This is a genomic window from Streptomyces geranii (assembly GCF_002954775.1).
Taxonomy (GTDB): domain Bacteria; phylum Actinomycetota; class Actinomycetes; order Streptomycetales; family Streptomycetaceae; genus Streptomyces; species Streptomyces geranii.
On sequence record NZ_PJME01000003.1, the window covers coordinates 257,728 to 283,795 of the forward strand.

Here is a 26,068-nt window from a genome sequence, read left to right on the forward strand (position 1 = left end):
TGACCCCATGCAAAGCGATCTACGCCTGACCAACGTGGGCCGCCGCTACGGCATACGCGGCCCCTGGGTCCTGAGACACATAGACCTGACCCTCGCCCCCGGCACCCTCACCCGCGTCGAAGGCGCCAACGGCACAGGCAAGTCCACACTCCTGCGCGTCCTCGCCGGCATCGACACCCCCACAGAAGGCACCCTCACCGGCCGCCCCCGCACCACCTACGTCCCCGAACGCTTCCCCGCCCGACTCCCCTTCACCGCCCACGGCTACCTCACCCACCTCGGCACCATCCACGGCCTTCCCCGTACGACCGCCGCCCGCGCCGCCGACGAATGGCTTGAGCGCCTCGGTGCAGCCGCCTACGCCCGCACCCCCATGGCCCAGCTCTCCAAGGGCAGCAGCCAGAAGGTGGCCGTCGCCCAGGCCCTCCTCCCCGCCCCGGAGCTGCTCGTCCTCGACGAGGCCTGGACGGGCCTCGACACCGCCGCGCGGGCCGAGTTGGAGCGGGTCGTCGCCGAACTCACCGCGTCCGGCGCCTCGGTGGTGTTCGTCGACCACGACCCGGCCCGGCTCGCGGGGGCACCCGACGCGACGTACACCGTGACCGAGGGCGGCCTCAACCGCCGTACGGCACAAGCCGGTTCACCGGAACCCAGCGGCCCGCACCTGCTCGTCGAGGCGCAGGGCCCGCCCGGCGCGGAACCCCCGGCCGAGGCGCTGAGGTGGACGACGTCCAGGGCGGAGACCACGGCACCGGGCGGCCACCGCCTCACCGTCCCCCGGACCCACTCGGACGTCGTGCTCCGCGCCCTGCTCACGGCCAGCCCACCCTGGCACGTGGCGAGCGTCGACCCCGGAGCGCCCGCGAGGAACCACACCACCGCACCCGCCCCGCTCACCACCGACGAAGGCCCCAGATGACCGCCCTCCTGCGCTACCAGGCCGCCCTCCTCGTGCGCTCGCAGCGCTGGCTGCCGCCGTTCATCCTGTACGCGGTCTTCCTGGCCGTCGGCGTGCAGGGCGGCCAGCCGGTGCTCGACTCGCTCGGGTACGCGGCGGCGGCCGTACTGCCGGTGGCCGCCTGGCTGGTGCGGATCTGCGCGGGCAACGAGCCGCCCGCCGCCCGCGCCGTCGTGGCGGCGGCCGTCGGTCCCGGCCGGGCCCACCTCGCGTGTCTCCTCGTGGCCTTGGCCGCCGCCGCGCTGCTCGGCACGGCCGCGACCGTCCTGGTGACCCTGATCAGCGACCCGGCGAGCGCCGATCACCAGGTCCGGGTGGAACCCCTCCCGGCCGGCGCCGCCGGACTGCTCGCCGCACTGGTGTGCGCCCTGCTCGGCACGGCCGTCGGCGCGCTCACGACCTGGCCCCTGCTGCGCTCACCCGGCCGCGCGGTGCCCGCGATGATGCTCGGCGTCCTGTTGGCCTTGGTGGTGGCGGGCTCCCCGGCCCAGTCGGCGATCACGTCCCTGGTGACCGGCTCGCGCGCGGGCACGGTTCCGGTGCCGTTGCTGCCGCTGGCCGGCGCGGCCCTGCTCACCGCGGCGGCGACCGCCACGGCCTGCGCGCTCACCGCCCGCCGCTCACCCTGAAGATGATGCTCGGCGTCCTGTTGGCCTTGGTGGTGACGGGCTCCCCGGCCCAGTCGGCGATCACGTCCCTGGTGACCGGCTCGCGCGCGGGCTCGGTCCCGGTGCCGTTGCTGCCGCTGGCCGGCGCGGCCCTGCTCACCGCGGCGGCGACTGCCACGGCCTGCGCGTTCACGGCCCGCCGCTCACCCTGAACAGGCCGAGCGCTGCCCCTCCTGCCACTCACACACCGGGCAGAGCGTGCTGCCCTTCTGCGCCCGCGGATACTCGGTCGGCTCCCGGCACAGCACGCACTCCGCGTACTCGTCCTCGTCGCTCATGACACCAGCGTAAGCCGGTCAGCACCGGTCATCGCCGGTCACCCGTGGCCCCGATCAGCTCGGACACCTTCACGAACCGGAACCCCCGCTCCCGCAGCACGGGCACGACAGCACGCACGGCCCGCTCGGTCGCCGGGGCGGCGCTGCTCGTGCAGTGCAGGACGACCACCGACCCGGGCCGTACACCGGCCAGCACCTCCCGGGCCACCGCGTCGGCGTCCGTCGCGAAGGCGTCCCCGCCGACCACGTCCCACTGCACGGCGGTGACCCCGGTCGCGCTGAGCGCGCGCAGCGCCCGCCGGTCGTAACACCCGCCCGGGAAGCGGAAGTAGGGCATGGCGTGGTCCACCCCGACGGCCCGGAAGGCGGCGAAGGCCCGCTCGACGTCGGCCCGCATCCGCGCCTGCGAGTCGTCGATGGTCGGCAGTCCGTAGCAGTCGTCGGTGAAGGCGTAGTGGCTGTACGAGTGGTTGGCGACCTCGAACAAGGGGTCCCGCCCGATCGAGCGGGCCTGGGCCGGGTACTCCTCGGCCCACCGACCCGTCATGAACACGGTCGCCGGCACCTTCAGCGCCCGCAGCGTGCCGATCAGCCGGGGATTGTCGAACCGCTCACCCCGCGCCGCCCGCTCACCCTGCCCGGCGGTCATGTCGGCGTCGAAGGTGAGCGCGACGGTCTTCGCCGGGGTGTGCCGCGGGCCGTTCCGGAAGACGGGGGTCAGACCGGCGGGCCCGGGCGCGAGCGTGGGCGGACGGGAGGGCGCCGCGGACGGGCGCGCGGGAGGGCGTTCGGCCCGCTGGGGGACGGGTGCGGTGCCGCACGCGGCGAGTGCGGCGCCGAGGACACAGGCTGCGGCGACTCGTCGTACGAGAGTGATCATCGTACGAAGGTAGAAATGCCGGAGTTGCCCGGTGGCCCGCCGCGAGGGCGAGCCGCCGGGATGTCACCCGCCCGGCCGTGACCCCGTACCCCCGAGGTCGGCTAGGTGGCGAGCAGCCGGGCCCTGGACTCCGCCACGTCGAAGTCCGCCTTCGGGTACTGCGGGTCCAGCGCCTCCAGGTGCTCCAGGAGCAGTCGGCTGATCGCCCAGTTGCGGTACCACTTGCGGTCCGCCGGGACCAGGTACCAGGGCGCGGCCGTCGAACACCGCTCCAGGGCGATCTCGTACGCCTCCTGGTACGCGGGCCACAGCGCGCGCTCGTCGATGTCGCCGGTGTTGAACTTCCAGTGCTTGTCGGGGTTGTCGAGGCGTTCGAGGAGGCGGCGCCGCTGTTCGTCGTACGAGATGTGGAGGAAGCACTTCACCACGGTCACGCCGTCGTCGGCCAGGGATTTCTCGAAGCCGTTGATCTGGTGGTAACGGGTGGTGAGCTGGGCGCGGGAGACGAGTTCGCGGACGCGGGCGATCAGGACGTCCTCGTAGTGCGAGCGGTCGAAGATGCCGACCTCGCCGGGTTCCGGGAGGGCCCGTTTGATGCGCCAGAGGAAGGAGTGGCCCAGTTCCTCGCGGGTGGGGGCCTTGAAGGCCCTGATGCGGCAGCCCGAGGGGTTGAACAGGCCGATGACGTGCTTGACCGTGCCGCCCTTGCCGCTGGTGTCCATGCCCTGGAGGACCAGCAGCAGCCGCCGTCGGTCGCCCGCCGAACCGGCCGCCCACAGGCGCTCCTGGAGGTCCGCGAGCCGTTCGCCCAGCAGGACCGTGGCGGCGAGCCCCGCCGCCTTGTCGGCGGGCCCGCCCGGGGTGGCCCGGGCGTCGTACGCGCCGAGGTCCACGGGCCGCTCGCCGGGGACGCGCAGCAGCTCACTCAGCGGACGGTCGCCCGCCGGGACCCTGCTCTTCCCTGAGTCCTGTTTCGAGTCCTTCCTGGCCATGGGTACCTCTTTCCGTACTCGGCTGTCGCGGGGGTTGGGCGGCCCGTTCCAGGAAGCGGAGCAGCTCCACCGGGAAGGGCAGGACGAGTGTCGAGTTCTTCTCGGCGGCGACCGCCACCACCGTCTGGAGCAGCCGGAGTTGGAGGGCCGCGGGCTGCTCGGACATCACCCCGGCCGCCTCCGCCAGCTTCTTCGAGGCCTGCAACTCGGCGTCCGCGTTGATGATCCGGGCCCGGCGCTCGCGGTCGGCCTCGGCCTGGCGGGCCATCGAGCGTTTCATCGTGTCGGGCAGGGAGACGTCCTTGATCTCGACCCGGTCGATCTGCACGCCCCAGCCCATCGCCGGACTGTCGATCATCAACTCCAGCCCCTGGTTGAGCTTTTCCCGGTTGGAGAGGAGATCGTCCAGGTCGCTCTTGCCGATGATCGACCGCAGTGACGTCTGTGCCATCTGCGAGACAGCGAACCGGTAGTCCTCGACCTGGACGAGCGCGTTCGCCGCGTCGATCACCTTGAAGTAGACGACCGCGTCGACCCGCACGGTGACGTTGTCCCGGGTGATCCCCTCCTGGGCCGGGATCGGCAGGGTGACGATCTGCATGTTGACCTTGTGCAGCCGGTCCACCAGCGGCACCACCATGGTGAACCCGGGCGGGCGCACGTCCCCGGCGAGCCGGCCCAGCCGGAAGACGACCCCGCGTTCGTACTGCTTGACGACCCGGGCAGCCGCCCCGACATAGACGAGCCCGGCGGTTCCGGTGGCGATCCCCGCGGCCAGCAGTTCCTCAAGCATGACGACGACCCCTCGCAGCCGTCCCGTACGCGCCGATCGGCACGTTAATAAACGATATGCCCGGTCCGGGGCTCGGGGCGAGCCTCGGACCGGGCAACCGTGGGGCGCGGGGGGCTACGGCGTCGCCGTCGTCACCCGCACCGGTTCGGTGTCGGCCGCGCTGTGCCGCTCCGCCCAGCTCTCCAGGGCCGTGCGGCAGGCGTGGTCCAGATGGTGCAGACCCGAGAGGTCCAGCTCGATCGGCCGGTCCTGGGGGAGCGCCTCCAGGCTGTCGAGGATCTTCGGCAGCCGCAGGAAGGTCGCGTTGCCCGACAGATGGGCCCCGATGGGTCCGGCGCCCTTGTCTATGACCTCCAGCTTCAGGTGCGAGGCCTCCCAGGCGGTCTTGCCCACCGACAGGGCGAGCCCGATCAGCACGCCCTCGAACATGTTCACGGACACGATCGCCACGGCCGTGACGACCAGGATCAGCGCCTCACCCCGGTGCTCGCGCCACAGCGAGGCGACCCCGCGCAGCGGGATCAGCTTCCAGCCCGCGTGGACGAGGATGCCCGCCAGCGCGGGCAGCGGGATCAGCGCCAGCGCGCCGGGCAGCAGCGCCGCGAACAGCAGCAGCCATACGCCGTGCATGACCCGGGACGCCTTCGTGCGCGCGCCCGCCTGGACGTTCGCCGAGCTGCGCACGATCACCGCGGTCATCGGCAGTGCGCCCAGCAGCCCGCACACCGTGTTGCCCGCGCCCTGCGCCATCAGCTCCTTGTCGTACCGGGTGCGCGGACCGTCGTGCAGCCGGTCCACCGCGGCGGCGCTGAACAGGCTCTCGGCGGACGCGATCAGCGTGAACGCCACCACCGTGCCGAGCATGCCCAGGCTCGCCAGTTCACCGAAGGCGCCGAGGCCGGGGAGCTGGACGGCGTCCAGCAGGCCCTTCACCTCGACGGTCGCCACCGGCAGGCCGAAGGCCAGGGTGACGGCGGTCGCCAGGACCACCGCGGCGAGCGCGCCCGGCACCGCCCGCGCCTTCTTCGGCAGCCGCCGCCACAGCACGAGCACGGCGACGGTGCCCGCGCCGACGGCCAGCGAGGCCAGTGCGCTGGTGCTCCCGACGGCCTTCGCGGCGGCCTCGGGCAGCCCGGCGATCTTGTCGAGCCCGGCGGCGGGCGCCTTCAGCCCGGCCGCCGCGTACAGCTGTCCGGCGATGATCACGAGGCCGATCCCGGCCAGCATGCCCTCGACGACGGACACCGATATGGCCCGGAACCAGCGCCCCAGCCTGAGGGCGCCCATCCCGAGCTGGAGCAGCCCGGCGGCGAGCACGATCACCCCGAGGGCGGGCAGTCCGTGCTCCCGGACGGCCTCGAAGACCAGCACGGTGAGACCGGCGGCCGGGCCGGACACCTGGAGGCTGCTGCCCGGCAGGAGTCCGGTGACGATGCCGCCCACGATGCCGGTGACCAGGCCGAGTTCGGCCGGGACCCCGGAGGCGACGGCGACGCCCACGCACAGCGGCAGGGCGACGAGGAACACGACGAGCGAGGCGGCGAAGTCCTGCCGCAGATGGGGGAACCTGGCCGGTTTGCCGAGGCCGGTCATGGCGCCGGCGCTCACAGGGCTTCGAACGCGTCGGTGGCGGCGCGGTGTTCGCGTACGGCCCCGGTGTGGACCTCGTAGTACCAGCCGCGCAGCCGCAGTTCGCCCCTGGCCAGGCGTTGCTCGACGCACGGGTAGGAGCGCAGCCGGAGCAGCTGGGTGAGGACGTGGTTCTGGACGCCCGCCGCGACCGTCGGGTCGTCGGTGTCGGACGCGGCCGTGGTGTCGGGTTCACCGGCGGCGTGCGCGAGCCAGTCGCGTACGGCGGGTACGGCGGTGAGGTCGTCGCCGCGGACCAGGGCGCCGACGGCGCCGCAGTGGGAATGGCCGCAGACCACGATGTCGCTGACGCCGAGGACCTCCACGGCGTACTCGATGGTCGCCGCCTCGCCGGTGGGGCGGCCGGTGGCGTACGGGGGGACGATGTTGCCTGCGGTGCGCAGCTCGAAGAGTTCGCCGGGCCTGGCACCTGTGATCAGGGCCGGGACGACCCTGGAATCGGAGCAGGTGATGAACAGGACCTGGGGGGACTGGCCTTCGGCGAGCTTCGCGAACTCCTCGGGACGCCGGCCGAAGGTGCGGGCGTTGTCGATCAGGGGCTGCATGTGGTGACTCCTCCTGGCGCGCTTCTGGGGCGCGTCGGACGTACATGACAGTCGTACGTACATAAACGGTGGGGCGTGCTTGACAGTGCGTGTGGGGACGCCGTGGCTGTCAGCAGCGGAACACCTGGAGTGCTGCCGGGGTGTGCGCGGTCGGTGATCTGGGCGCCTGGTGGCGGGAGGTGACCGGGGCGCGCGGTTCGGGCGGGGCCGTGGGGTCCGCCACGAGGGCCGGGCGGCCGGGCGCCTCGGCAGCCGTATCGACGATTCGATGCCGGTCGCGGATGCGCAGGGGCCAGGCGGGGTCGTGGGGACGCCCGTCATTACCGCAGGTAACGTACTCGTCGCGGAGAGGCGCGGCCCTGGGTTTGTTTCTGGTCTCGGTCTTGGCCTCGGCGTGACGGGCCGTGTGCGCGGATGCGAAGGAAGCGGTGGGAGTGAAGAGCTGGAGGGCCAGCAGTGCGGCCGTGAGGAGCGAGATCACGGTCCGGACGGTGGTACCTCGGAACATGCGCCCCCCTCCTGGTGTCTCGCGGTCCCTCGCGCACGTCAACGGCTGGTCAATCGAAGGTCAAGAAACACGTTAACCCTGCGAAGTTCTTTGCAGCGTGAACTTAGCGTTTCATGCTGAAGACAGCCTGAAAAGCGCTGGTGGGATGACGCGAACTGGCCCTTGACGCAAGGGTTTACGACGGCTCCACGAGCCCCTTGGCGTCGCGGGCCAGCGCGGTGAGGCGGGAGATCGCGCGGAAGTACTTCTTGCGGTAGCCGCCGTTCAGCATCTCCTCGCTGAACAGCTGGTCGAAGGGCAGGCCGGCGGCGAGCACGGGCACTTCGCGGTCGTACAGCCGGTCGGCGAGCACGACGAGCCGCAGCGCCGTCGACTGGTCCGGAACCGGCTGGACGTCGGTGAGGCACACGGCCTTCAGACCGTCCGTGAGGGCGCCGTACCGGCTGGGGTGCACCCGGGCGAGGTGGTCGAGCAGCGCGGGGAAGTCGTCGAGCGACGCGCCCTCGGTGACGTACGCCGCCTTGGTGACCTGTTCCTCGGAGTACGGCGCCGGGGCCTGGGGCAGCCCCCGGTGGCGGTAGTCCTCGCCGTCGATGCGCAGGGCGCGGAAGTGGGCGGACAGGCCCTGGATCTCGCGCAGGAAGTCCGCCGACGCGAACCGGCCCTCGCCGAGCTTGCCCGGCAGGGTGTTCGAGGTGGCGGCGAGCGCGACGCCCGCGTCGACGAGCTTGCCGAGCAGGGTCGACACGAGGACGGTGTCGCCCGGGTCGTCCAGCTCGAACTCGTCGATGCAGAGCAGCCGGTGGCCGCTGAGCGTCCGCACGGTCTGCTGGAAGCCGAGGGCGCCGACCAGGTTCGTCAGCTCGACGAAGGTGCCGAAGGCCTTGAGCGCGGGCTCGGCCGGGGTGGCGTGCCAGAGGGAGGCGAGCAGGTGGGTCTTGCCGACGCCGTAGCCGCCGTCGAGATAGACCCCGCGCGGCCCGGCCGGCAGCTTGGCCGCCTTGGCCTTCCCGAACCCGAAGAACCCGCGCTTGCCGCCCCCCACGGCGTGCGCCCCGCCGAGCCCGCCGGCGAACCCTTCGAGGACCCGCACGGCCTCGGGCTGGCTGGGCTGGTTCGGGTCCGGGATGTACGTACCGAAGCGCACCGAGTCGAACCGCGGCGGCGGCACCATCTCGGCGACCAGCCGGTCCGCGGGGACGTGCGGCTCGCGCACGCAGAGGGAGAGCGGGGCCGCGTCGGCTATCGGGCCGAATCCGGGGGTGGCTGGGGTGGTAGGCACGGTTCACCATGCTAAGGGCCGTGCCAGACTGCCTCGTATGCGACGCCTGTTCCCTGTGACCGAAGAGACAGTGGCCGGGGCCTCGGGAGGGGCCGTGGATGCCGGTGGGGGCGGTGGTGTGCCCGGGGGCTCCGGGGCGGGGGACCGGGAGTGGAGCCTGGACGAGCTGGCCGCCGCCTATGCCTACCCCGAGTGGGCGAACGGGCGGCCGGAGACCTGGCTGCGGGCCAACATGGTGTCCACGCTCGATGGCGCCGCCCAGCACGACGGCCGGTCCCAGCCCATCTCCTCCGACGCCGACATGCGGATCTTCGGCACCCTGAGGGCGCTGGCCGATGTCGTGCTCGTCGGTGCGGAAACGGTACGCCAGGAGGGGTACCGGCCCGCACGCGCGCGTGCCGAGTTCGCCGGAGCCCGCGCGGCGGCCGGACAGGCGGAGGCGGCGGCGGTCGCGATCGTCAGCGCGAGCCTGGAGCTGGACTTCTCGCTGCCGCTGTTCACCTCGCCGCTCGTGCCCACGGTCGTCCTCACGGGCGCCGCCGCCGCTCCCGACCGCGTCGCCGCCGCCGAGAAGGCGGGCGCCCGGGTGCTCGTCGCCGGTGACGGCACGGGCGTCGACCCGGCACGCGCCGTCCAGGCCCTGGCCGGCCTCGGGTACACCCGGCTGCTGGCCGAGGGCGGGCCCCGGCTGCTTGGACAGCTGGTGGCGGCCGGTGTGCTCGACGAGCTGTGCCTGACCCTCTCCCCGATGCTCAGCGTGGGGGACGCCCAGCGGATCTCGGGCGGGCCGTCCCTGACTGTTCCCCGGCGCCTCGAACTGGTGTCCTTGCTTGAGGAGGAGGGGTTCCTGTTCAGTCGCTACCGCCGCACATGACGTCACGACATGAAGTGGAATCTGCCGTTCCGTTTGGCTTTCGCTGGGCACACTAAAACTCGCAGACCCCGTGCGATCACGGGGCAGGATGGTTTCCGCAAGGGCCTACGGACGGCCCACGGAGGAGAAGGGCGCCTGTCGTGTTCACAAGCGTACTGATGATCGAGAAGGCCCTGACGTCCGCCGACGTGGAGTTCGTCACCACCTTGCACGGCGACGAGGACGTCGCCTTCCACGTACTGCTCCAGCCCCGCGGCGACCAGGCCGACCGGCTGCTGCGCGCCATCGACGACATTGCCCTCGGCGAGCTGGACGAGGCGGCGCACGAACGGGACACACCGGAGGGCAAGGACGCGGCGGCGCTCGGGGAGCAGGCGCTGGAGGTGTCGCTGGCGGCGCTCCGGGGGTCGGGCAACGAGGCGGAGGGGCGGATCGTCGAGGACCATCCGCTGGATGCGCTTCGGGGGCTGGTGGACGAGGTCGAGGCGGACGAGGTGATCGTGCTGACCGATCCGCACTACGTGGAGGAGTTCTTTCACCGGGACTGGGCTTCTCGGGCTCGGCACAAGGTGGGGGTGCCGGTGCTGAAGTTGTTCTCGCACAGCAAGGCGTAGGGGGTCGCGGGGTAGTTCGTCGGGTGCGGGTCCGGTGGGGGCTGGTCGCGCCCCGCAGCGGAGCCGCAAATCGATACAGCCCCGCGCCCCCAGGGCGATGCGGTCGCCGCTCTTCGAGAAGCAATAGGCTGGCTCCTCGGAACGTCCGCCGTACGCACCACGCACAGGGAGAGATCATGGCCCCCGGCCTTCCTACCGCCATGGAACGACCGCACTTCATCGGTATCGGTGGGGCCGGGATGTCGGGGATCGCGAAGATCCTTGCTCAGCGGGGGGCCTCTGTGGCCGGGAGCGATGCCAAGGAGTCCGAGACCGCTGTCGCGCTGCGGGCGCTCGGGGCGACCGTGCACATCGGGCATGCCGCCGGGCATCTTGCCGACGACGCCACCTGTGTCGTCGTCTCCTCCGCTATTCGCGCCGACAATCCCGAGCTGGCCCGGGCGGCCGAGCTGGGGATTCCCGTCGTGCACCGGTCGGACGCGCTGGCCCGGCTGATGGACGGGCTGCGGCCGATCGCCGTCGCCGGTACGCACGGCAAGACGACCACGACGTCGATGCTCGCGGTGTCGCTGAGCGAGCTGGGGCTCAACCCCTCCTACGCCATCGGCGGCGACCTGGACGCGCCCGGCTCCAACGCCCTGCACGGCGACGGCGACATCTTCGTGGCCGAGGCCGACGAATCGGACCGCAGCTTCCACAAGTACGCGCCCGAGGTCGCCATCGTCCTCAACGTCGAACTCGACCACCACGCCAACTACGCCTCCATGGACGAGATCTACGAGTCCTTCGAGACGTTCGCCGGCCGCATCGTGCCCGGCGGGACGCTCGTGATCTCCGCCGACCACGACGGCGCCCGCGAGCTGACGCGGCGGCTGCCCGACTCCGTGCGCGTGGTGTCGTACGGGGAGTCCGCAGACGCCGATGTGCGGGTGCTGTCCGTCGTGGCCCAGGGGCTCAGGAGCGAGGTCACCGTCGAGCTGGACGGGGCCCCGCTCACCTTCACCGTCTCCGTGCCCGGGCGGCACTACGCGCACAACGCCGTCGCCGCGCTGGCCGCCGGTGTCGCGCTGGGCGTGCCCGCCGGGGAGCTGGCGTCCGCGCTGGCCGCGTACACGGGCGTGAAGCGGCGGCTGCAGCTGAAGGGTGAGGCCGCCGGGGTCCAGGTCATCGACTCCTACGCGCACCACCCGACCGAGATGACCGCCGACCTGGAGGCGATGCGGGCGGCGGTCGGGGACGCGCGCATCCTGGTCGTCTTCCAGCCTCATCTGTTCTCCCGCACTCAGGAGCTGGGCAAGGAGATGGGCGCGGCTCTGGCGCTCGCGGACGCCTCGGTCGTCCTCGACATCTATCCGGCCCGTGAGGACCCGATCCCGGGGGTCACCAGCACGCTGATCATCGACGCCGCGCGGGCCGCCGGTGCCGATGTGACGGCCGTCTCCGACAAGGCCGAGGTGCCCGAGGTCGTCGCGGGAATGGCGAAGCCCGGTGATCTCGTTCTCACCATGGGCGCGGGTGACGTGACCGACCTGGGCCCGCTGATCCTGGACCGTCTCGCGCAGTAAAGGGGCTGAGCTTCATGTCGTACGACGTCGACAAGCCGGACGAGCAGTGGCGCGCGGAGCTGACTCCGGCCGAGTACAAGGTGCTGCGTCAGGCCGGCACGGAGCCCGCCTTCGTCGGTGAGTACACGGACACCAAGACGAAGGGCGTCTACTCCTGCCGGGCCTGTGGCGCCGAACTCTTCACCTCGGAGACGAAGTTCGAGTCGCACTGCGGCTGGCCGAGCTTCTTCGACCCGAAGGACACGGACGCGGTCGAGCTGATCGCGGACCGGTCCCACGGGATGGTGCGGACCGAGGTGCGGTGTGCCCGGTGCGGATCGCATCTCGGGCATGTGTTCGAGGGTGAGGGGTATCCGACCCCGACCGATCAGCGGTACTGCATCAACAGCATCTCGCTGCGGCTGGCGCCCGAAGCCGGCTGACGAGCGCCAGTTCGTGGCCAGGTTCGTCTGATCATCCGTTCATCGTTCGCCGGGCGGTCGGGGTGTCCCGCCGTCCGGCGTCGTGGTGCCGGGGGCGCTGCCCCGGCCCACCCGCACCCGCTCGCCGCCCACGTCCGGTTTCAGGTCGACCTGCACCTGATGCGTCGTCTGGCGGTCCACCGTGCCGCCGAGTTCGGCCGTGACCACGCCGATCCGCACCCCGCCCCGGCCCGTGCCTGAGCGGTGCACCTGCACCGAGAACGTCAGGTTCACGTTCTCCACGGTGAAGCCCAGTGCCCGGCCCTGCGCTTCCTCCCGGGCCTCCTCCAGCTCGCCCCGGACCTGACGGATCACTTCGGCCAGCCCCACGAACCCCGGTGCGTCCGGCAACTCGTACCTCCCCAAAGCCTGTTACTCCATTGCGCACCAGTATGCGCAACCGCCACCGTATAGTGACGGTGTGGCTGCTGACGGGGGTATCCATACCAATTCGTCCTTGGAGACACCGCCCTGGGCGGTGCGCATCCGGCGGGCGAACGGGGAGATCGCGGGCGCCGGCATTCTGCTGAGCCCCGATCAAGTCCTCACCTGCGCCCACGTGGTGGAGCGCGGCGTCGGGGTCACCGCCGAGTTCGTCGGGGCGCCCGGCCATGAGGTGCCCTCGGTGGCGGCCTGGGTGGACGGGGACGCGTATGTGCCGGAGAGCAGGGACGCCGACGGCGACCCCAGTGGCGATGTCGCCCTGCTGAGGCTGGCACACCCCAGGCCGGACGGGGATCCGGCGCGGCTGCACCGGTTGTCGGCGCCCAATCGTGCCGTGCGGATGTACGGCTTTCCGTACGACCACAACGGCGGCATCTGGTTCCGGGCCACCGTCGTCGGGGGCTGCGGGCGGGACGGGCAGGTGCAGTTGAGCCCGACGAGCCGTGGGGAGCTGGCCAGTCCGGGCTGCAGTGGCTCCGGGGTCGTCGACAGCCGTACCGGTGAGGTCATCGGCATGGTGCTCACCGGGCTCCAGGACCGGCACGGGAACCTGTTCTCCTTCATGACCCCGGCCGAGACCATCGTCCGGCATCTGCCGCAGGTGGCCCGGTGGACCTCGGGGCGGACCGCTGTCGACGACCGGCTCAGGTCCACCCGTGACGACGCCGCCGGGGCGCTGCTCGACGAGCCGTTCGCCCAGCGGCTCGCCGACTGGCTGCGGGACGACGGACAGCAGGTGAAGATCAGCCTCGTCCGCGCCGACGACGCCGTCCGGGCCGCCACCCTGCGCCGCGCGATCACCCTCGCCGACCGGGAGTTACGCACCTCGGCGTCCGTCTGCCGCGCCTCGCACGACCCGCCGGGGACCGTCCCGTCGGCCGGTGGCCACGACCTGGCCGTGGACGCGGCCGGGCTGACCTCCGCCGGGATCGAGGAGCGGATCGCCGAGCGTACGGGCCTGTGGCAGCACCGGGCCGCCCCGCTGGCCGACCGGATCAGGGCCGCGCGGGTCACCCTCACCCTGGTCGTCGTCGGCGTCGACGAGGCCGTCGACCCGCTCGCGCTTCTGGACCTCCTGGAGATGCTCCGGGCCGAGGGCAGCCGCCTCCTCCTGGTCTTCCGCACCGCGGGCGCCGCCCACCGCCACGCCCTGTACCGACTGGTCGCCGCCCCCACGCGGGAGCGCCGCGCCCGGCTGGTCGCGCGGCTGGAGGAGGCCACCGGCCCGCTGGCCACCGCGCTGTACGAGCGCACGGCCGCCGTACGGACCGACGACGCCCGCCGCGCCCACGCGGACCTGGTCAGCGCCCACGCCGCCCTCGCGGACCTGACCCGGGCGGCGGGTGCCACGGGCGACGGCGGCCGGGGTCCCGACCTGGCACGGTACGAGCGGCTCGCCGAACGCGTGACGGCCGGGCTGGCCGCGACCATCGGCACCCTCGACCGGCTCCGCGACCGGCGCGACGAACTGCGCGGCCGGCTGCGGAGCTACCACGCGCTCCACCGGCAGGCCGCCAAGGGCGAGGAGGACCTGGTGGTGGACGCGCTCTATCTCCACGCCCACGAACTGCTGCGGGCCAGGCCCTGCGACATACCGGCCGTCGAGGCCGCGGTGGACGCCTACACGCGCAGGATCGAGCGCGGGGACAGGGCCGGGCAGGCCGATGGGGCGGGACGGGGAGACCGGGCGGCTCAGGACGTGGGCGGTGCCGCCTCGCCATGATGTCGGCACCGCCTGAACCTCCCGAACCCTCCGAACCCCCCGAACCTCCCGAACCATCCGAGCCGTGCGGCAGGTTCGACTGCCCCGGCGGCCACATCATGGTCACGGGCTTCTGCGACACCTGCACCCGCATGCGGCCCGCCGCCCCGGCCCCGCTGCGGGCGGCGCCGGCGCGATCCGTCGCCGGGCGCGCGGAACCCTCGTACCGGCCGACCGCCCCGACCGCCCCGGCGGCCCGCGCGCTGGACCGTGACGGACTGCTGGTCCTGCCGCAGGTGCCCGCGCCGGAGCCGTCGGAGGCCGCCGGGACCGTCGCCCGGCCGCCCACCGGGGGCCGCCGTTGCGGGTTCGAGAACTGTCACGGCACCATCGGGGTCGCCCACGACGGAGGTCCGGCGCCCGACCACGGCTTCTGCGACCAGTGCGGCAAGGCGTACTCCTTCCGGCCGAGACTGCGCCCCGGCGACCGGGTCGGCGGTCACTACCGGGTGCTCGGGTATCTCGCGGCGGGCGGGCTCGGCTGGGTGCATCTCGCGGAGGACACCCGGGTGCCGGACCACCTGGTCGTCCTCAAGGGGCTGATCAACACCGGTGACGCCGCCGCCCGCCGGACGGCCGTCGAGGAGCGCCGCTCGCTCACCACGCTCCACCACCGGGACATCGTCCGCATCGTCACGTACGTGCACCACCAGGCCCCCGGCGAGACGGAGGCCACCGGCTACATCGTGATGGAGTACGTCGGCGGCCGGTCCCTCGGCTGGATCAGGCACGCCTCCGACGCGGAACTCGCCCGGCTCTTCGGCGGCGCGTTCGAGTTCGGCCATGTGCTCACCTACGGCTGCAAGATCCTCGGCGCCCTGGAGTACCTGCACGACCAGGGCCTCCTGTACTGCGACATGAAGCCCGACAACGTCATCCACTACGGGCGCGAGATCAAGGTCATCGACCTCGGGGCCATCCGCCGGACCGACGACCGCTCCTCCAGCCTCGTCTACACCCCCGACTACGCACCGCCGAAGACCGAACGCGACGAACGCGGCTTCCAGGTCGACACCGACCTCTACACCGTCGGCAAGACCCTCGGATCCCTCGCCGTCCGCGCCACCCCGGCCGCCGGACTCGCCGCCCGCTCCTTCGACGCGCTCGTCAGACGCGCCACCCACCCGGAACCGGCCGCCCGCTTCAGCTCGGCGGCCGAGATGTCCCGCCAGCTCTGGGAGGTGCTCCGGGAGCACCAGGCCCTGAGCGGACACGAGCCCTACCCGGAGCGCTCCACCCGCTTCGCGCCGACGGCCGCGCTCTTCGGCTCCGACCTCGGCACGGTCCCGTCCCTCGGCCACTGGACCCGGCGCCCCGGCTCCGCCGGTCCTCCGGAACTGCCCATCGGCCCACCCGAACCCTGCGACGTGGCCCGCGCGCTGCCCGTCCCGATCCCCGACCCCCAGGACACCGCCGCCGTACTGCTCGGCGGACTCGCCGCCGACAACCCGGAGCGCATTGCCGAGCAGGCGGAACGCAACCCGGCGCCGGCCACCCTGGAGACCGCGCTGTGGCTGAGCCGCGCCTACCTGGACGCGGGGGACGTCGACCAGGCCGACCGCTGGCTGGGCAGGGCACGCCGGCTGAGCCGCGAGTACGACTGGCGGATCTTCTGGCACCAGGGACTGCTGCATCTGACGCGGGGTCAAGTGCGCAAGGCGGAGGGCGAGTTCGCCGCCACCTACGCCACCCTGCCGGGCGAGTCCGCGCCGAAGCTGGCCCTCGGCTACTGCGCGGAACACCTCGCCGCCGGGGAGCGGCAGACCGAGGAGTACTACGAGGCGGTCCGGCGCAGGGACCGGACCCAGGGCAGCGCGGCTCTCGGGCTCGCCCGGATCGAGCTGCGCCGGGGCGACCGGCGGGCGGCCGTCGAGGTGCTCGACCGGATACCGACGACCTCCCGGCACTACGACGCCGCACGCGTCGCCGCGATCCGGGTGCTCACCGGACGGCTGCCCGGGTCCGGCCCCACGGCGGCCCAGCTCGGCGAGGCCGCCGAACGGCTGCAGGGGCTCAGACGACCGCCGACCGCGCTGCACCTCGACGGCAGCGGGGCCTGGGACCGGCTGGTCACCGAGGTCCGGGAACACGCGCTCACCTGCCGTCCGCCCGGGGGATGGGGGCCGGACTTCCCCGCCGGGGAGCTGTTCGGGCCGACGGACACACCGAGGGCGCTGGGCGAGCTGCTCTCCCGCTCGCTGAAACGACTCGCGGACCAGGCGGGGAGCACCGACGAGCGCGGGGAGCTGCTGGACCGGGCGTACGCGACCCTCCCCGAGACGGCCGGCTTCCGGGAGCTGCTTCGGGGGTGGCGGCGTACGGCGTGAGGCGCGATGGCAGTGCGGGCGGGGCGGCGGTCCGAGGACGAGGGCAAGGGGCACGGACACGGTGGACACAGGCACAAGTACGAGTACAGGCACAGACGCAGCCGTGAAGAGAGGTGTACCGGACGGGCGCGTGGCCGGTGACGACGAGCGCGGGCGGCCCACGGTCGGGCTGGAGATCAGTCAGTCGAAGTACCTGTCCGCCAAGGCGGACGAACCGCAGATGCACGCCATCCTGACCGTCCGGGTCGACGGCACGGCGGGCGGGGGAGGGGCCGGGCCCGTGCTCGCCCAGGTGCTGGCCGTGGACTGTTCCAGTTCGATGGCCTGGCCGGAGGAGAAGTTCCGCCACGCGAAACGGGCGGCCGTGGCGGCGCTGCGGATACTGCCGGACGGCACCCCGTTCGCGGTGGTCCGGGGCACGGAGGAGGCGACCATGGTCTACCCCGCCGCCCTGGAGACCCAGGACACCACGGTTATGGCGCGGGCGGACGCCCGGCAGCGTGCGGCGGCCGAGAAGGCCGTGAGCCGGCTGATCGAGGGCGGCGGAACCCGTATCAGTGCCTGGCTCGACCTGTGCCGTGACCTGCTGACGGAGCAGGACGCGCCGATCGGTCATGTCCTGCTGCTCACCGACGGCAAGAACCAGCACGACGAACAGGGGCCGCTGGAGGAGGTGTTGGAGGCGTGCGCGGGGCGTTTCGTGTGCGACGCCTGGGGCATCGGCGACGGCTGGGAGGGGCGCGGCCTGCTGAAGATCACCCGGCGGTTGCACGGCAGCGCGGCCTCCGTGCGGGAGGACTCCGCGCTGCCGGGGGAGTACGAGAGACTGATGCACCGTCTGCTCACCAAGAGTGTTCCCGAACTGGTCATCTCCGTACGGCCCATGGCCGGGGTCGCGGTGCGCTACCTCAAGCAGGTCTTCCCGACCGAGGCCGAACTCCCTTGCGGCGCAGGGGAGGAGGGCGACGGGACGCGGCGGTTCGTCACCCGGGCCTGGGGTGACGAGACCCGGCGCTACCAGCTGTGCCTCGCGGCCGACCCCGCCGGGCGCGGACTCGGGGAGGACCTCCAACTCGCCGTCGTGGCCGCCGACATGCCCGGTGGCGAAGGGGTGCGGCTGCCGACGCCGCTGGCCTGTGTCGTGCACTGGACCGACGACCAGGAGCCGTCCCGGCACACCGACGTCTAGGTCGCGCACTTCGAGCGGCACCAGCGGCTCGGTGAGGCCATCGCGGCGGCGACCGACGCCTACCGGGAGGGTGAACACGAGTCGGCGGAGCGGAAGTTGGGCGAGGCGGTGCGGCTCGCCCACGCCATGGGCGGTGCCGGGTCGCTCGACCGGCTGGCGCAGGTCGTGGAGATCGTCGACGCGGCGGCCGGGCGGGTCAGGATGCGGGCCGGGGTGGCCGCCATCGACTTCGAGCGGCTGATCACCGCGAGCAGCCACAGCACGTACGGGCCCGTGTCGGCCCCCGGCCGTGCCCCCACGAGCCCCGCGGGACCGGCCGGGGCCGTCGTGCCGTGCCCGGCGTGCGGGAAGAAGGCGTCGGTGACCGCGCGGTTCTGTCCTTCCTGCGGGCAGCGCCTCGGCGAGCGGCCATGAGCACCACCGGGCGGGACCTCACCCGCAGACTCCGGCTGCTGCTGGCCCTCGGGGCCGCCGCGACCCTCGTACTGTTCGGCGCGTACCGGGGTGTGCACGACGACACCGTGCCGCTGGCCTCGTCGAGCGCGCCGGGCATCCTGGCGGTCGACACCGCGCGGAACGCGCTCGGCAAGGCGCACCAGGTCGTCACCCGGAGCGGGGCGGTGGACGACGACACCACCGGCGAGTTCCACACCCAGATCTCGGTCGCGCACCAGAGCCTCGCACTGGCCGCCTCGGAGAACGTCACCGGCCTCGCGGGCCGCCACACCCTGCAGACCGTCACCGGGCTGATCGCCGTCTACTCGGGCTGGGTCGAGCGGTTGGGCAAGGCGCGGCACAACCCTCGGCTGAGCGCCGTCTATCTGCACTACGCGAACCAGGTGCTCGGCCCCGGAACCGACGGGGACATCATGAGCCGCCTGGCGGACCTGCGGGACCAGAAGATGGCGGAGGCCGAGCGGCAGGCGTCCTTTCCCGAGCCGCTGTGGCTGGCCTGGAGCGCCGTCCTGGTGCTGGCCGTGGCCCTGTGCGCGGCGCTGGTGGAGGCGCAGCGGTTCGCACGGCGCCGGTTCCGCCACTCCGTGCACCCGCCGCTGCTCGCCGCGACCGTGCTGTGCGTGGCCGGGGTGGCGGTGCTGAGTTGTTTCACCCTGGAGGCGCACCGGGCGATGACCGGCGTCCTCGACCAACTCCGCACGCCGCAGCCGGCCGGCGAGGTCGCCAAGGTCGCCGGACAGGTGGAGGCCGGTATGGCGGACGCCGGTTTCTGGGCGGCGCTGTCCAGCTGGGTGCTGATCGGAGGGGTGTTGATGATGGCGCTGACGGTGGCGGGGCTGTGGCCGCGCATCGCCGAGTACCGCTTCGAGGGGTCGCGATGAGCCGACGGCCACGCCCCCGCACCCTCGGCATCGTCTGCGCCTGTCTGGTCCTGCTCGCGGCCGGTGTCGTCACCGGGGTGCACTGGGCGCACGACAGGGGTTCGGTGACCCTGCTCGCCAACTGGAGCAGCGCGGAGGAGAAGGCCTTCCAGGAGGTCATCGACCGGTTCGAGAAGGACAAGGGCATCGAGGTCATCTACGAGGGCAGCTCCGCCCTGAGCCAGGTACTGGCCGCCGACATCGCCTCCGGCACCCCGCCCGACGTGGCCATGGTCCCCGGCCCCGGCGAACTGCTGGCCTACGCGGCCCAGGGCAGGCTCCACCGGCTCGACGCCCTGTTCGACGCCGACCAGTACGACGACTTCTGGACGCCTCGACTGAGGCCACAGGGAGGCCTGGAAGGCACGTACTGGCTGCCGGTCAAGGCCAGTCTGAAGAGCATGGTGTGGTACTCGGGCATCCGGCGGGACCAGGTCGCCGAGTCCGCGGGCACGCCCCGCAACTGGTGTCTGGCCATGGGGTCCGGCGCTACCTCCGGCTGGCCGGGCACCGACTGGGTGGAGGACATCCTGTTGCAGCAGACGGATGCCAAGACGTACCGGAAGTGGGTGGACGGCAGCCTCGCCTGGACCCACGACAGCGTCCGCGCGGCCTGGACCACCTTCGGCGACCTGGTGGGCGCGGGCGACCTGGCACGCGTCGAGCGGGCGCTGAAGGACGACTTCGACAACGCCTGCGCCCAACGGCTGGAGCACCAGGGGTCGTTCAGGGCCGCCCACTGGCAGCAGCGGCCCGGCGGCGCCCGGTACGTCCACTCCGCCGACGTGTTCCCCGAGTCCGCCGCCGGGAACCGCTGGGAGGTCTCCGGCGACCTCGCGGTCATGCTCAACCCGACCGACGAGGCGAAGGAGTGGATCCGCTACCTCGCCGACCCCGGGACCCCGCTCCCGGGCCACACGGTGAACACGGCCGCCACCAGCCCCCACGACGGGAACTCGACGGAGGGCCGGATCGGCGCGACCCTCCGCGCACCGGACGAGACCCTCTGCTGGGACGCCTCGGACGCGATGCCACGCGCCACCCGGGACGCCTTCCACCAGGCGGTCCTCCGCTACCTCCTCTCCCCGAGGACCCTCGACGCCGAACTGGCGGCCCTGGAACGACGACGCGTCGTCCCCCAGAGCACGCCAGGACTGCCCCCGGGCACCCCCCAACTCCCTGTCTGCAGCTAGGGCTTGGCCTCGCCACCCCGGACGGCCAGTTCCTCCAGGGCCGGCCGCTCGTCGGTGCCGTCGCCCCGCGCGGTGACCCGGACGTACCGGGCGCCCACCGGCGGGGTCAGCGTGCCCGCGACTCCCTCGGGCCGTACCGTCGTCCAGCCGTCGCCGTCCCGGGAGACCTCGACCGAGTGCGTGGCCGGGAGCGGGTCCCGCCAGCGCGTGGTGACATGGGTGAGGCGTCGGGGGCGGCGCAGATCGAGGGTCACGGTCCCTTCGGTGCCGTCCGGCGACCAGAAGGTGGTGTCGTTGCCGTCCACCGCCGCCACCGCGTAGGCGCCGGGCTCCTCGGTCGAGGCGCCGACCCGCGCGCAGCGCGCCAGGTTGTCGGTGGGGTCGCGGTCCGGGCGCCGGGTCTTGAGGACGGCCGGCGCGGACCCGCTCACCAGCCGGTCGCCGTCCGGCGACGCCACCCGCATCGGATCGCCGCCGGTCAGCCGGACGGTGGTCTCCTCGGGCCCGATCGCGATGTCGAAGGTACGTCCCTGCCAGCGCAGCCCGTGCAGCGTCACCCCCTCCTTGAGCTGCGGCGGCAGCAGCGGGTCGAGCCGGATGCCGTCCTCGCGCCAGCGCAGCCCGGTCAGACCATGGGTGAAGGCTTGCAGGAAGCCGCCCTTGCCGGTCAGGAAGTCCTGGGCGGGCTGCCCGGCCAGCGGGTCCGACGCCCCGGCCTTCTGACCGCGCGCCTCGGCGAACAGCGCGTACGGATCGCGGGCGAACGGCCGGTAGGAGCGCAGCAGATAGGTGTACGTGGCGCAGCCGGGCGCACCGATCTCGGCGGCGGCGACGGCGTGCACCGAGTCCGTCATGGCCGGGCCGTCGGGGTCGCTGCGCCGGGCGTAGTAGTCGAGCGTGCGGGCCTTGCGCGCACTGTCCATGGGCCATTCGAGCGGGTGGATCAGCAGCACGGTGTCGGCCTGCTTGATCGGCTTCGTGCCGTCGTACCCCGCGTACTGGAGGTAGACGCCGCTCTTGTCGTCGTAGGGGATGCGCAGCCCGTCGGCGATCCTGGTCCACTCCTCCGGCACCGCCTCGCCGAGCAGCTGTCCGGCGCGGACGGCGTGGCGCAGGGCGACCGCCGCACCGGCGTTGGTGAAGACGCCGTCGTCGACGTCGTTGCTGTACTCGTCGGGCCCCGCCACATGGTTGATCGAGTACGAGCCGTCGGCGTTCGCGGTGACCCGGCTCGTCCAGAAGTCCGCGATGCCCCTCAGCAGTGGCCAGCCACGGCCGCGCAGCCAGGCCCTGTCGCCCGTGACCAGGTAGTACTGCCAGGCGGCGAGGGAGATGTCGCTCTGCAGATGGTTCTGCATCCGGCAGTGGTCGGGGTCCACGCTGTGGCACTCGGCGGCCAGCTCGCCGTCGGCGCCGCTGGTCCACGAGTAGAACAGGCCCCGGTGACCGAGCCGGGCGGCGTTGGCGCGGGCCGCCGGCATCGTCCGGTGGCGGTACTCCACGATCGTCCGCGCCGACTCCGGGTGGAAGGCAAGCAGCCCCGGCTGGATCCACGTCTCGGCGTCCCAGAAGACAAGCCCCGCGTAGTTGTCGCTGGTCAGCCCGACCGGCGACACGCTGGTGGCGGTGCCGGGCCGGGTGGCCGACAGCACCCCGTACAGCGCGGACCGCAGCCAGGCCTGGACGTCCGGCCGCCCGGGCACCTCGATGCCGCCGCGCCACAGCTCGTTCCAGGCCCTGGCGTGCGCGCCGAACAGCGTGTCCCAGCCGCGCGCGGCGGCCCACCGGGAGGCGTCCAGCGCGGAGCGCTCCGGCTGACCGGACGTCAACTCCGTATCCACACCGACGTACTTGACGAACTCGTACGACCGGCCGGGCTCGACCTCGACGGTGGCGGACTGGCTCTCCGAGCCGACGTCGGCGGCCCGTCGGTCGGACCGGGGTCCTTTGAGGGTCCCGGAGTCGTCCGGGACGGCACGGGTGGCGGCGCCGCCGAGGACGAGGGTGGAGGCGATCGCGCCGGCCACCTCCGTGCCGTCGGTGCGGAAGGCGAGGCCGATGGTCCGGCCCGCGCCGCCCGGCCGGGGGCCGCCGCCGGTCCTGGTGATCCGCCGCGCCCCGGCGCCGTCGAGGGTGTCGGTGACGGTGGTCCGGCCGCGCCAGTGGGGGACCATGCGCAGCCGTACGGTGCCCACGTGCGGGTTGTCGCGGTCGGTGGTGACGTCGTAGACCAGGTCAGTGGCCCGACCGTCGGCGGACGTCCAGGTCAGGGACGTACGGACGAGTCCGCAGCGCTGGAACAGGGTCTGGCGGTATCCCGAGATCGCGGCGGCGGGCGTCCGCGAGGTGAAGGTGTCCCCGCCGACGCCCACGGTGAGCGTCGACCAGGTGGGGAGGGCGGCGGCGACCTGGAACCCCTTGGCCACGGCCGGGTCGCGGGCGTACAGGCCCGCGGCGAAGGAGCCGTCGTAGGCCGGGGTGTAGAGGGGCCAGCCGGTCCGCTCGCCGGTCGCGTCGTAGCCCATGCCGTTGGGGGGAACGCGCTGGCCGAGGAAGCCGTTGGAGACGTAGGCCCGGTAGGGGTTCGCCCGGTCCGGCCGGGTGGTCGAGGGGGCCCAGGCCGGGTCCCCGGCGTCCTGGAGACAGGGCCGGTCGGGCACACCCGTGGCAGCCGCCCGGGGCGCTTGCGCGGCGGGGAGGGTCAGGGCGGGGACGAGTGCCGTCGCCAGGGCGAGCAGACCCACGACAGCGGGCGACATCAACCGGCCGTCACGCGGACGCCCGGCGGCTCGGCCCCTGGCAGGGCGGATTCGTGGTGGCAACGGTGTCCCTTCAACTGCGGTCCGCCCAGAGGTGGATACGGACGCGGATGCGGATGCGGATTGCGGCGGACGAGCTACCCACTTCATCCCTCAATGGGGTTTTGTGGGGCGAATCATGACATGGGTGGAGGAGGGTTCCGTCCGTGGACGGGCGGGTGGTGGGGGGAGTGCGGCAGCGGCCGAGGGCGTGTGGAGGCGAGGCGCGTCGCGCCGGCGGCAACTCGCCGACGAACGGGAACACGCTCAACCTGCCCTGCGGACCGGGATACTTGGGTTTTCGCACGGCAAGGAAACCAGGGGAGCGGACAGGTGAACTCTGCGGTGGGCGCGGGCAGTTGGGGCGAGGGCGGCGGTCGGGGCGGGCGGCACGCGGTCGTCGTGGGCGGGAGCCTCGCGGGGCTGCTCGCGGCACACGTCCTGGCCGGACACGCCGACCGGGTGACCGTCGTCGAGCGCGACCGGTTCCCGGACGGCACCGGCGCGCGGGCCGGCGTACCCCAGGGCCGCCATCCCCATGTCCTCCTGCAGGGCGGGCAGTTGGCGCTGGACTCGCTGCTGCCCGGCTTCCTCGCGGAGCTGGGCGAGGCCGGGGCGCCACGGGTGGGCCTGCCGTCGAACCTCGTGCTGTGGCAGCAGGGCCGCTGGATCCGGCGGGTGCCTCCGTCGACCCACATCTACACCGGTTCCCGGGCCCAGTTGGAGGGCCTGGTGCGGCGGCGGGTGCTCGCCAACCCGGTGATCAGCGTGGTCGAGGGCAGTGATGCCGTCGGGCTCCTCGGCGACGCCTCGCGGGTGCGGGGCGTGCTGCTGCGGGACCGCTCCGAGGGCGCGGGCGCCGAACAGCGGTCCCTGGCAGCCGACTTGGTCGTCGACGCCTCCGGCAGCGGCACCAAGGCACCGCAGTGGCTCGCCGCGATCGGCGCCGGGGCCGCGCACGAGGAGACCATCGACACCGGGATCGCGTACGCCTCCCGTGTCTACCGGGGCAAGGACGGCGCCCTCGGCGACGGGACCCTCGGCTTCTACGTCTACCCGAACCCCGACCACGTCCACGCGGGCGGCGCGCTGCCGCTGGAGGACGGCAGCCACCTGGTCATCATCTCGGGGCTGCGCGGCGACGAACCGCCCACGGGGGACGCCGAGTTCGAGACGTACGCCAAACGGCTGGGGCATCCGCTCCTCGACCGGTGGATCGAGTCGGCCGAACCACTCTCGCCGGCGTTCGGCTACCGGCGGACCGGCAACGTCCGCCGCCGCTACGACCTGGCCGACCGCCTGCCCGCCGGATTCCTCGCCACCGGCGACGCCCTGTGCACCTTCAACCCGATCTACGGACAGGGCATGGCCGTCGCCGCGATGAGCGCGGTCGCCCTGCGCGACGCCCTCGCCGACCGGCGCCGTACGCCCACCACCCGCCGGGTGCAGCGGGCGCTGCTCGGGGCGTCCCGGCTGGCCTGGGACATCTCCGCCGGGGCGGACCGCAGGATGCCGGGCGTGGTCGGCAACGCGGTGGTCGCCGACAAGGCCGGGGACCGCGTCGCGGAGTGGTATCTGGGCCGGGTCACCGAACGGTCGCCCGGCGACCCCGTCGTGGGACGCGCCTTCCGTGCCGTACTGACCCTCTCCGAGCCGGTCACCGCCCTGTTCGCCCCCGCCGTCGCCCGTGCCGTGCTCCTCGGCCCGCCGTCGCCGACCCCGGCCGAGCCGCAGGAGGCACCGGAGTAGCCGGGGGAGCAGGGGGAGCAGGGGGAGCCGGGCGTCTGAGGAAACGCACGTGGGGCCCTGCCGTGTCGTACGGCAGGGCCCCGGTGCTTTCCCGTTACGACGTGCAGACGTCCTTCAGCCGGTCGGCCGCCGCGTCGATCTTGCTGGAGTCGGGGCTCGTGTCGCCGTTCAGGATCGACCTGTTGTAGTCGTCTATCGCCTTGTCCAGGTCGTCGACCGCCTTGTCGACCTTGTTGTCGTCCGTCTCCTTGTTGATCTTGTCGAGGTTCTTGTCGATGGTGTCGATGGAGTCGTCGGTCTTGGACGGGTCCTTCACCGCGTCCCAGCCCGCCTCGTGGATCGCCTTGATGCTGTCCGAGATCGAGTCGGCGTTGCTGATGCAGCCCAGCGAGTTGTCGAGGTCCTCGCAGCCGGTCAGCAGCCCGGCGGTGAGTGCGACGGCGGCGACGGTGGTGACCATGGCGGCGGTACGACGACGTCCACGGCGGAGGTACGAGGGCATGGCAGGGGTCCCTTCACTTCGTTTCGTTGGCTTGAGCGGCAGAGCGGCAGAGCGGCAGAGCGGCAGAGAAGCTGTGAGGTGGAGAAGCTGTGAGGTGGCGAGGCTGAGAGGCTTCAGTAGCCGGCGGGGGCGCGCTTCTTGCGGCCCGAGACGAGACCGCCCGCCGCGCCCAGCGAGACCAGGCCCATGCCCGCGGCGGTCGCGATGCCCTTCACCCCGTCCATCGTGAGGTAGCAGAACGCGGCCACCCCGCCGTTGAACAGGAACAGGAACCAGAGGGTGGACGGCTTCGACAGGAAGGCCTTGATCCTCGGCTTCTTGGCGATGCGCGAGCCGGCCAGCAGTGACACGGCGATGCCGGCGTAGGTGGCGATGCTCTTCTCCGTGCCGTCCAGGACGGCTCCCGAGGCGGTGCTCGCGGCGAGGCCGCCGACGAAGAACGACCAGAGCAACAGGTTGGCGATGAACGACTTCACGGCGGCGAGCAGCGACTTCACGGGAGTTTCCTTCGGGGCCTGGGGACGTTGTCGGTCTCTTCTGATCTCTTCCGATCTCTGCCGACTACGATCCCGTCGCCCGCTCGCCGCCACGAGGGACCGTTCTCCCGAATGGATGGTGTAGCCCGCTACACCATCCGCCCCGTCCTGCCCGTCCTGCCTC

General features: G+C 72.7%; 26 protein-coding genes. 13 read left to right on the top strand and 13 right to left on the bottom strand.

Features of this window, described 5'->3' with window-relative positions; all coding sequences use genetic code 11:
- Positions 1 to 7 precede the first annotated feature (7 nt).
- Positions 8 to 919, top strand: coding sequence for an ABC transporter ATP-binding protein (locus CW359_RS06105; RefSeq protein WP_105968720.1), 912 nt, complete (start codon positions 8 to 10; stop codon positions 917 to 919).
- Positions 916 to 1,587, top strand: coding sequence for an ABC transporter (locus CW359_RS06110; RefSeq protein ID WP_105968721.1), 672 nt, complete (start codon positions 916 to 918; stop codon positions 1,585 to 1,587). The genes CW359_RS06105 and CW359_RS06110 overlap by 4 nt, the downstream gene beginning before the upstream one ends.
- Here the strand turns inward: CW359_RS06110 and CW359_RS47510 are convergent.
- The 9 genes from CW359_RS47510 to zapE all read right to left on the bottom strand — a co-directional run bounded on the left by CW359_RS47510 (position 1,565) and on the right by zapE (position 8,554).
- Complete coding sequence (locus CW359_RS47510) at positions 1,565 to 1,759, bottom strand: hypothetical protein (RefSeq protein ID WP_198655106.1); 195 nt, start codon at positions 1,757 to 1,759, stop codon at positions 1,565 to 1,567. The genes CW359_RS06110 and CW359_RS47510 overlap by 23 nt on opposite strands.
- 10 nt (positions 1,760 to 1,769) lie before the next feature.
- A complete protein-coding gene (locus CW359_RS47070) occupies positions 1,770 to 1,904 on the bottom strand; it encodes a hypothetical protein (protein ID WP_269805581.1) in 135 nt (44 codons plus the stop codon).
- Positions 1,905 to 1,932: 28 nt separating this feature from the next.
- Positions 1,933 to 2,784 carry a polysaccharide deacetylase family protein gene (locus CW359_RS06120; protein ID WP_105968722.1) on the bottom strand — a complete coding sequence of 284 codons (852 nt, stop codon included), beginning with the start codon at positions 2,782 to 2,784 and terminating at the stop codon, positions 1,933 to 1,935.
- Between the two features lie 101 nt (positions 2,785 to 2,885).
- The gene (locus tag CW359_RS06125) at positions 2,886 to 3,776 is read right to left on the bottom strand and encodes a PPK2 family polyphosphate kinase (RefSeq protein WP_105968723.1); all 891 of its coding nucleotides are present in this window, start codon (positions 3,774 to 3,776) and stop codon (positions 2,886 to 2,888) included.
- Positions 3,706 to 4,569 carry a slipin family protein gene (locus CW359_RS06130; RefSeq protein WP_232838246.1) on the bottom strand — a complete coding sequence of 288 codons (864 nt, stop codon included), beginning with the start codon at positions 4,567 to 4,569 and terminating at the stop codon, positions 3,706 to 3,708. Before CW359_RS06130 ends, CW359_RS06125 begins: the two co-directional genes overlap by 71 nt.
- A gap of 114 nt (positions 4,570 to 4,683) precedes the next feature.
- Complete coding sequence (locus CW359_RS06135; RefSeq protein ID WP_105968900.1) at positions 4,684 to 6,162, bottom strand: SulP family inorganic anion transporter; 1,479 nt, start codon at positions 6,160 to 6,162, stop codon at positions 4,684 to 4,686.
- An 11-nt stretch (positions 6,163 to 6,173) separates the two neighbouring features.
- A complete protein-coding gene (locus CW359_RS06140; RefSeq protein WP_105968724.1) occupies positions 6,174 to 6,764 on the bottom strand; it encodes a carbonic anhydrase in 591 nt (196 codons plus the stop codon).
- A gap of 109 nt (positions 6,765 to 6,873) precedes the next feature.
- A complete protein-coding gene (locus CW359_RS06145; protein ID WP_105968725.1) occupies positions 6,874 to 7,272 on the bottom strand; it encodes a hypothetical protein in 399 nt (132 codons plus the stop codon).
- Positions 7,273 to 7,447: 175 nt separating this feature from the next.
- Positions 7,448 to 8,554 (bottom strand): cell division protein ZapE, encoded by a 1,107-nt coding sequence (gene zapE, locus CW359_RS06150; protein WP_105968726.1) that lies wholly within the window; start codon positions 8,552 to 8,554, stop codon positions 7,448 to 7,450.
- Positions 8,555 to 8,591: 37 nt separating this feature from the next.
- Here zapE and CW359_RS06155 point away from each other — a divergent pair, with 37 nt between their 5' ends.
- From CW359_RS06155 to msrB, 4 genes are all read left to right on the top strand, one after another.
- On the top strand, positions 8,592 to 9,428 hold the full coding sequence (locus tag CW359_RS06155) for a pyrimidine reductase family protein (RefSeq protein WP_105968727.1): 837 nt from the start codon (positions 8,592 to 8,594) through the stop codon (positions 9,426 to 9,428).
- Positions 9,429 to 9,568: 140 nt separating this feature from the next.
- Positions 9,569 to 10,042 carry an indole-3-glycerol phosphate synthase gene (locus tag CW359_RS06160; protein ID WP_105968728.1) on the top strand — a complete coding sequence of 158 codons (474 nt, stop codon included), beginning with the start codon at positions 9,569 to 9,571 and terminating at the stop codon, positions 10,040 to 10,042.
- 176 nt (positions 10,043 to 10,218) lie between these two features.
- A complete protein-coding gene (gene murC / locus CW359_RS06165; protein WP_105968729.1) occupies positions 10,219 to 11,607 on the top strand; it encodes a UDP-N-acetylmuramate--L-alanine ligase in 1,389 nt (462 codons plus the stop codon).
- A 14-nt stretch (positions 11,608 to 11,621) separates the two neighbouring features.
- Complete coding sequence (gene msrB, locus CW359_RS06170) at positions 11,622 to 12,029, top strand: peptide-methionine (R)-S-oxide reductase MsrB (protein WP_105968730.1); 408 nt, start codon at positions 11,622 to 11,624, stop codon at positions 12,027 to 12,029.
- Positions 12,030 to 12,068: 39 nt separating this feature from the next.
- Here msrB and CW359_RS06175 read toward each other — a convergent pair whose 3' ends face one another.
- Entirely contained in the window at positions 12,069 to 12,419 is a 351-nt protein-coding gene (locus CW359_RS06175) for a trypco2 family protein (RefSeq protein WP_232838247.1), read from the bottom strand.
- A gap of 106 nt (positions 12,420 to 12,525) precedes the next feature.
- Between CW359_RS06175 and CW359_RS06180 the strand changes: the two genes are divergently transcribed.
- The 6 genes from CW359_RS06180 to CW359_RS06200 all read left to right on the top strand — a co-directional run bounded on the left by CW359_RS06180 (position 12,526) and on the right by CW359_RS06200 (position 20,359).
- Entirely contained in the window at positions 12,526 to 14,235 is a 1,710-nt protein-coding gene (locus tag CW359_RS06180) for a S1 family peptidase (RefSeq protein ID WP_232838248.1), read from the top strand.
- Between the two features lie 98 nt (positions 14,236 to 14,333).
- Positions 14,334 to 16,601, top strand: a complete 2,268-nt coding sequence (locus CW359_RS06185) for a serine/threonine-protein kinase (protein WP_105968901.1) — start codon at positions 14,334 to 14,336, stop codon at positions 16,599 to 16,601.
- A gap of 103 nt (positions 16,602 to 16,704) precedes the next feature.
- Positions 16,705 to 17,790, top strand: coding sequence for a VWA domain-containing protein (locus CW359_RS06190; protein ID WP_232838249.1), 1,086 nt, complete (start codon positions 16,705 to 16,707; stop codon positions 17,788 to 17,790).
- Positions 17,791 to 17,886: 96 nt separating this feature from the next.
- Positions 17,887 to 18,204: a zinc ribbon domain-containing protein gene (locus CW359_RS46285; RefSeq protein WP_232838250.1), complete on the top strand. Its 318-nt coding sequence runs from the start codon at positions 17,887 to 17,889 to the stop codon at positions 18,202 to 18,204.
- The gene (locus CW359_RS06195) at positions 18,201 to 19,127 is read left to right on the top strand and encodes a hypothetical protein (RefSeq protein ID WP_105968732.1); all 927 of its coding nucleotides are present in this window, start codon (positions 18,201 to 18,203) and stop codon (positions 19,125 to 19,127) included. The genes CW359_RS46285 and CW359_RS06195 overlap by 4 nt, the downstream gene beginning before the upstream one ends.
- Positions 19,124 to 20,359 (top strand): ABC transporter substrate-binding protein, encoded by a 1,236-nt coding sequence (locus tag CW359_RS06200; RefSeq protein ID WP_105968733.1) that lies wholly within the window; start codon positions 19,124 to 19,126, stop codon positions 20,357 to 20,359. Before CW359_RS06195 ends, CW359_RS06200 begins: the two co-directional genes overlap by 4 nt.
- On the opposite strand, the gene CW359_RS06205 is transcribed toward CW359_RS06200, so the two are convergent.
- Positions 20,356 to 23,118 (bottom strand): discoidin domain-containing protein, encoded by a 2,763-nt coding sequence (locus tag CW359_RS06205; protein WP_105968734.1) that lies wholly within the window; start codon positions 23,116 to 23,118, stop codon positions 20,356 to 20,358. The genes CW359_RS06200 and CW359_RS06205 overlap by 4 nt on opposite strands.
- Positions 23,119 to 23,559: 441 nt before the next feature.
- Here CW359_RS06205 and CW359_RS06210 point away from each other — a divergent pair, with 441 nt between their 5' ends.
- Positions 23,560 to 24,906, top strand: coding sequence for an FAD-dependent oxidoreductase (locus tag CW359_RS06210; RefSeq protein WP_105968902.1), 1,347 nt, complete (start codon positions 23,560 to 23,562; stop codon positions 24,904 to 24,906).
- 94 nt (positions 24,907 to 25,000) lie between these two features.
- Here the strand turns inward: CW359_RS06210 and CW359_RS06215 are convergent, their stop codons facing one another.
- Both CW359_RS06215 and CW359_RS06220 read right to left on the bottom strand, forming a co-directional pair.
- Complete coding sequence (locus CW359_RS06215) at positions 25,001 to 25,408, bottom strand: hypothetical protein (RefSeq protein ID WP_105968735.1); 408 nt, start codon at positions 25,406 to 25,408, stop codon at positions 25,001 to 25,003.
- A 113-nt stretch (positions 25,409 to 25,521) separates the two neighbouring features.
- Positions 25,522 to 25,905: a hypothetical protein gene (locus tag CW359_RS06220; protein WP_105968736.1), complete on the bottom strand. Its 384-nt coding sequence runs from the start codon at positions 25,903 to 25,905 to the stop codon at positions 25,522 to 25,524.
- Positions 25,906 to 26,068: the final 163 nt, after the last annotated feature.